General features: G+C 64.6%; 7 protein-coding genes. 3 read left to right on the top strand and 4 right to left on the bottom strand.

Features of this window, described 5'->3' with window-relative positions; translation table 11 throughout:
• From Q0964_RS13985 to Q0964_RS13975, 3 genes are all read right to left on the bottom strand, one after another.
• The coding region (locus Q0964_RS13985; RefSeq protein WP_299268742.1) for an ABC transporter permease at nucleotides 1-630 on the bottom strand (630 nt) is incomplete at its 3' end.
• Nucleotides 627-1,436, bottom strand: a complete 810-nt coding sequence (locus Q0964_RS13980; protein ID WP_299268740.1) for an ABC transporter permease subunit — start codon at nucleotides 1,434-1,436, stop codon at nucleotides 627-629. The genes Q0964_RS13980 and Q0964_RS13985, both read right to left, overlap by 4 nt.
• Complete coding sequence (locus tag Q0964_RS13975; RefSeq protein WP_299268738.1) at nucleotides 1,433-2,347, bottom strand: ABC transporter ATP-binding protein; 915 nt, start codon at nucleotides 2,345-2,347, stop codon at nucleotides 1,433-1,435. Before Q0964_RS13975 ends, Q0964_RS13980 begins: the two co-directional genes overlap by 4 nt.
• Nucleotides 2,348-2,587: 240 nt before the next feature.
• Between Q0964_RS13975 and Q0964_RS13970 the strand changes: the two genes are divergently transcribed.
• The 3 genes from Q0964_RS13970 to aglM all read left to right on the top strand — a co-directional run bounded on the left by Q0964_RS13970 (nucleotide 2,588) and on the right by aglM (nucleotide 4,725).
• Nucleotides 2,588-2,857 (top strand): AbrB/MazE/SpoVT family DNA-binding domain-containing protein, encoded by a 270-nt coding sequence (locus tag Q0964_RS13970; protein ID WP_299268736.1) that lies wholly within the window; start codon nucleotides 2,588-2,590, stop codon nucleotides 2,855-2,857.
• An 11-nt stretch (nucleotides 2,858-2,868) separates the two neighbouring features.
• A complete protein-coding gene (locus Q0964_RS13965; protein ID WP_299268734.1) occupies nucleotides 2,869-3,348 on the top strand; it encodes a type II toxin-antitoxin system VapC family toxin in 480 nt (159 codons plus the stop codon).
• An 81-nt stretch (nucleotides 3,349-3,429) separates the two neighbouring features.
• Nucleotides 3,430-4,725, top strand: coding sequence for a UDP-glucose 6-dehydrogenase AglM (gene aglM / locus Q0964_RS13960; protein WP_299268732.1), 1,296 nt, complete (start codon nucleotides 3,430-3,432; stop codon nucleotides 4,723-4,725).
• A gap of 7 nt (nucleotides 4,726-4,732) precedes the next feature.
• Here the strand turns inward: aglM and Q0964_RS13955 are convergent.
• The coding region (locus tag Q0964_RS13955; RefSeq protein WP_299268730.1) for an HVO_A0114 family putative DNA-binding protein at nucleotides 4,733-5,007 on the bottom strand (275 nt) is incomplete at its 5' end.

The raw sequence follows: 5,007 nt of genomic DNA, 5'->3' as shown, positions 1-5,007 counted from the left end.
CCGGAAGAGCAGTGCCCAGTCGGGCTGGTCCTGGAGCACCTGGAAGTCGAAGCGGTGGAGGACGACCAGCACCGCCGACTGGAGACCACCCCAGAACGTAACCAGGAGCAGATAGCCGCCGAGTCCGCCGAGCGTAATCCAGCGGTCGGCGGTCGTCGACATCGAGAGCCCGACGGCGACGCCGACGAACGCGGCTCCGAACAGCGTGGTCGCGACGAGGAACCACGGGTACGACACCACGCCCTCGGTGCCAAAGCGGACAGCACCCACGACGCCGGCGACGACCAGCGCGAGCAGGGCCGGCACGAGGACTACGGCGGCCCGGCCGAGGAAGGTTCCGAGTGCCAGGTCGCGCCGCGAGTGGGGCAGGGAGAGGGTGAGGGCGAGTCGCCCGCTCGTGCGGTCGTCGGCGACCGACTTGTAGCCCAGCAGAATCGCGACCGCCGGGAGGAACACTCCCACGACGCCGGTGAGTCCCGTCACGAACGCCGGGAAGGTTGGCTCGCCGATGTAGTCGTGGGCGACGACGTAGCCGAGGAATGCGACCACGCTGAGGCCGGCCGTGAGCCAAGTCGTCTTCGCCCGGGCCGCGTCGCGAACGGCCGCCCGAGCAATGACGCGCCAGCTCACGCAAGATCCCCTCCGGCGAAACGCCGGTAGGCCAGTCCCAGTGGCCCCACGAGCCACAGCGTGAACAGGACGAGTGCGACCCACTCGCTCAGGTACCAGGCCCCGTCGACGGTGGCGCTCGGGTCGACGAACCCGTCGGTGAGTCGGCCGAAGACCCGGCCCGGCTCGAGACCGAAGAGGAACTGCAGTGGGTCGGGCAACTCACCGTCGATCAGGCCGGTGAGGTTCAGCGCCAGCGCGACGCCGTCGGCGATGGCGTCCCAGGCCAGTACGAACAGGAACAATAGGAACAACGCGACGACGAGCGCACGTCGCTTGGTGGCCGCCGCGATGGAGGCGGCGATTCCGATACCGGTCCAGATGCCGCCGAACCAGACGGTGAAGCCGACGAAGGCGAGGTATCGGAACAGTTCGAGGTCGCCGAACGGGTAGACGACGAGGAAGCCGGCGACGGCCAGTGCGGCGACCAGCGCCGTCGCGACGACGCCTACCCGCCCGAGAAACTTCCCGAAGACCACGTCGGCCCGGCTGTGGGGCAACGACAGCGAGAGCCGGAGCGCGCCCGACTCGCGTTCGCTCACGACCGCGTTGTACCCCAGCAGGACGCCGACGATGGGCACGAGCGTCGTCAGGCTCCCGTGGACGACGCCGGCGAACCGCCCCGTCGTGTACGGCTCCGACCCGGTGAGCGGGTAAGCGTACGCCGTGACGACGATGACGAACCCGAGCAGGCCCAGCAGATACTTCGTCGAGCGTTCGCCGACCGTCAACTCCCAGTCCTGGCGGGCGATTACGTCCCAGCTCATCGGTCCGTCCCGGTGTACTCGATGAACATGTCTTCGAGGGAGGCCTCCTCGGTCTGGAAGTTCACCACGTCGACGCCGGCGTCGTGTAGCTGGACGAGGATGTCCATCTTCGCGTCGTTCGTGCAGGTCACCTCCAGCGTCGATTCCTCGCGCTCGACGGCCGTCTCGACGCCCCCGACTCCCCGGACCGTCTCCAGGGTGCCGTTTCGCAGGTTGTCGACCGTGATGACGAGCTTGGTGCCCCCGCCGAGGGACTCCCGGAGCCCCTCGATGGTGTCGACGGCGACGAGTTCTCCGTTCTGGAGGATGCCGACACGGTCACAGACCGCCTCGACCTGTTCGAGAATGTGGCTGGAGAAAAAGACCGTCGCCCCCCGCTCGTTCTCCTCGCGGATGATGTCTCGCATCTCGGCGGCTCCGTTGGGGTCCAGTCCGGTCGTGGGTTCGTCGAGTAAGAGGAGGTCCGGCTCGCCCACGAGCGCCATCCCCAGCACCAGCCGCTGGGCCATCCCTTTCGAGTAGCCACTCGCCTCCCGCTCGGCGGCCTCGGGGTCGAGGCCCACCCGGTCCAGGATTTCGGCGGGGTCGTCGTCGGCGCTTTTCGACTCGATGGCGTACTCGAGATGCTGGCGGCCGGTACGTCGCTCGAACACCGAGTACCCTTCCGGAAGGACACCAACCCGCTCGCGGGCCGTGACGCCCTCCGCGTGGCAGTCGTGACCGAAAATCTCGACCGACCCCTCGCTCGGCCGCACGAAGTCGAGCAGGACGTTGATGAACGTCGACTTTCCGGCGCCGTTGGGCCCGAGAAAGCCGAACGTCTCCCCCTTCGCGACGGTGAGATCGACCCGGTCGAGGGCGATCACCGTGCCGTACCGTTTCGATACCCCGGTGGCTTCGATGGCAGCCATGTGTCACTCGGCGCACGGCACCGAAATAAAACCGCGCGGTGAGTTTCCGCCTCGGAAACAGTGGCTCGCGACGACAGCGGCGTGGACGAGACGATCGCACAAGTAGTGTCGTCAGGGTGCTCTCGAGCGTCGTTGGCTATATAGGTACTATCCGACATGGCACCGGACAGATATCTAGAATAAATTATATGAACAACAGTTATGTGTGTCAGTATAGTAGTGGGTAACAGGTGATTATAAATGGGAAAGGTTTCCGTCGAGGGTGATCATGGTGAGGAACTGACGCTCACGGTGGACGATAGAGGACGGGTAACCCTGCCGAAAGAGGTCCGGGACCGGTTGGGTATCGAATCGAACGACGAGATCTCCGCGACCCTCGTCGGATCGGTTCTCGAGATCAACCCGAAACCGAGCACGAAACTGGAGACAGCACGAGCAGATCGAGACAGCTGGGAGAACACGACGCCGACCGATGCGGGAGGGGCACTGTTCGGACCGATGGAGCAGTGATCCGGTAGCAGATGACTGGGTCGCTCCCAACCGAAGTGACGGTTCTCACAGACGTGAACGTGCTCGCTATCGGGCTGACCGAGGATCATCCGGCACACGACGACGTATACCCGTGGATCGAGAACGCCCTCAATGGACCGAACGCCTTGCTCGTCTTCGACTATTACCCGCTCCGAGCGCAGTATATCATGAGGAGCAACTTCGGAGTGGACGCGGCGGCTGCTCGCAACGCTATCCAATCGCTCGTGCGCAGTCCCGCACGGATCGTCGGTGCGACCGAGACCACTCTTCTGGAGGCCTACGAGATTAGTGCCGAAAAGAACCACGACGTATACGATTCGTTCATCCTCGCGCTGGCACGGGCATACGACGCTGACTACCTGATCACGACCGACGCCGATTTCGAGGATCTCTGTGACGGTGAAGACACGATCTACACCAATCCGATCCCGGCGGAGAAACGCGAGAAATTGACTCTCATCGATGGGTAGCCAAGCAAATGTGGTGACACAATAAGCTAATACCGCGTTGCCAACCGAACCCTCAAGTCCGGTGACGTGGACGAATCCTCTATGCAAGTAAGCGTCGTCGGTAGCGGCTACGTCGGGACGACCATCGCGGCCTGTTTCGCGGACCTCGGCCACGAAGTCACGAGTGTCGACGTCGACGGGGCCGTCGTCGACGCGATCAACGACGGCGAGGCCCCGATCCACGAACCCGGCCTGGACCCGCTCGTCTCGGTCTACGGTGGCGACCGCCTCCGTGCCACCACCGACTACGACGCCGTCGCAGACACCGACGTGACCGTCCTCGCGCTCCCGACGCCGAAAAACGACGACGGGAGCATCGACACCTCGATCATGGAAGCCGGGGCCGAATCCGTGGGCGAGGCCATCGCCGAGACGGAGGGCTACCACCTCGTGGTCGTCAAGAGTACCGTCGTCCCCGGCACGACCGAGGACACCCTGACGCCGATCATCGAATCGGCCTCGGGCAAGACCGCCGGCGAGGACTTCGGCGTCGCGGTCAATCCCGAGTTCCTCCGGGAGGGAACAGCAGTGGACGACTTCATGGAACCGGACAAGATCGTCGTGGGGACCGACGGCGACGGGCGCGCGCTCGACCGCCTCGCAGAGGTCTACGAACCGCTGGTCCTCCAGTGGGACGTGCCCGTCTTCGAGACCGGCCGCCGCGAGGCCGAGATGATCAAGTACGCCAACAACGCCTTTCTCGCCGCCAAGGTCAGCCTCATCAACGACATCGGGAACATCTGCAAGGAGTACGGCGTCGACGCCTACGAGGTCGCCGAGGCCATCGGGCTCGACGACCGCATCGGCGAGCGGTTCCTCCGGAGCGGGGTCGGCTTCGGCGGTTCTTGTTTCCCAAAAGATACATCAGCAATAATACAACACGCCCGCGACGCCGGCTACGAGCCCCGGATGCTCGAGGCCGCGGTTGAGGTCAACGCTCGCCAGCCCGAGCGTCTCCTGGATCTGCTCGACGACCACGTCGAGGCAGACGGGAAACGGATCGCGGTGCTGGGACTCGCATTCAAGCCCGGGACCGACGACATCCGGAACTCGCGGGCGATTCCGGTGATCGAGGGGCTCCGCGACCGTGGGGCGGCGGTCGTCGCGTACGATCCGGTCGCCGCGGGCGAGATGGCCGGACAGTTCCCCGAGACCGAGTACGCCGAGTCGGCGGCCGATGCACTCGATGGCGCGAGCGGGGCCGTGGTCGTCACCGACTGGGACGAGTTCGGGACGCTCGACGACGAGTTCGACGCGATGACTAACCCTGTGGTCGTCGACGGGCGACGGATCGTCGAGCGCCGCGAGGGGATTACTTACGAAGGGTTGACGTGGTGACGGTCGGTCACGGTGCCGCGACGCCAGTAGCATCATCAGAGTCAGCAAACGGAATGTCGATTTCGAGGCCGTCGTAAGCCAGGAGAGGCTTTTTCGGCCGACCGTTGCTGTCGTCGTCGAACTCGATCACACCGATATCTTCGAGTTCGGAGAGATTTCGATGTACCTGTTTGTAATCACGTTCGACTAGACCGGCCGTTTCGCTGATACTCTCGGGGTCGTGTCGAGCGATCGCCTCCAGCAGCTCTAGGTTCTTCGGGCTGAGGAGACGACTGAGTTCCG

This window comes from Halorientalis sp. (assembly GCF_028275115.1).
Taxonomy (GTDB): domain Archaea; phylum Halobacteriota; class Halobacteria; order Halobacteriales; family Haloarculaceae; genus Halorientalis.
This window is presented reverse-complemented; position numbering and strand designations above follow the sequence as displayed.

Excerpts from the sequence above, each read along its gene's own strand:
- aglM (WP_299268732.1), top strand. The coding sequence starts at position 3,430 with ATGCAAGTAAGCGTCGTCGGTAGCGGCTACGTCGGGACGACCATCGCG.
- Q0964_RS13965 (WP_299268734.1), top strand. The coding sequence starts at position 2,869 with ATGACTGGGTCGCTCCCAACCGAAGTGACGGTTCTCACAGACGTGAAC.
- Q0964_RS13970 (WP_299268736.1), top strand. The coding sequence starts at position 2,588 with ATGGGAAAGGTTTCCGTCGAGGGTGATCATGGTGAGGAACTGACGCTC.
- Q0964_RS13975 (WP_299268738.1), bottom strand. The coding sequence starts at position 2,347 with ATGGCTGCCATCGAAGCCACCGGGGTATCGAAACGGTACGGCACGGTG.
- Q0964_RS13980 (WP_299268740.1), bottom strand. The coding sequence starts at position 1,436 with ATGAGCTGGGACGTAATCGCCCGCCAGGACTGGGAGTTGACGGTCGGC.